Source organism: Arenibacter lacus, assembly GCF_008711145.1.
GTDB classification, from domain to species: domain Bacteria; phylum Bacteroidota; class Bacteroidia; order Flavobacteriales; family Flavobacteriaceae; genus Arenibacter; species Arenibacter amylolyticus.
The window spans coordinates 1-410 of sequence record NZ_VVIN01000261.1 but is presented as its reverse complement, the minus strand read 5'-3'; the positions used below and the strand labels follow the sequence as shown (position 1 = coordinate 410).

Here is a 410-nt window from a genome sequence, read left to right as displayed (position 1 = left end):
AGGAAGAACGCAGAAAATCTCTGGTTATTCAGAGACCTCCACACAGGAAGTTAGGACGGCATCCGAAGCGCATGTGGGAGGGCAGACTTTCATGTGGATAACTGAAAATAACCCCACGGACAGTAAAGTTGAACATGGACTACTAGAGCTCATCGTATCGCCAGCCAACCTGAACACCGCTTACGAACAAGTAACACGGAATAAAGGAGCTGCAGGAGTGGATAGCATGGAAGTTGATTCCCTCAAGGATTATCTTCTTAGCCACAAGGAGGAACTCATAGAGTCTATATTACAGGGCAAATACCGCCCGAACCCCGTGCGACGGGTAGAAATCCCGAAGGACGACGGAAGTAAACGACTGCTGGGAATCCCCACAGTCATCGATAGAATGATTCAACAGGCCATAAGTC

At 48.5% G+C, this 410-nt stretch carries 1 pseudogene; it reads left to right on the top strand.

Going from position 1 to position 410, the window contains the following annotated elements:
* A pseudogene (locus tag F1E73_RS17995) lies at positions 1 to 410 on the top strand (group II intron reverse transcriptase/maturase); the annotation flags it as partial.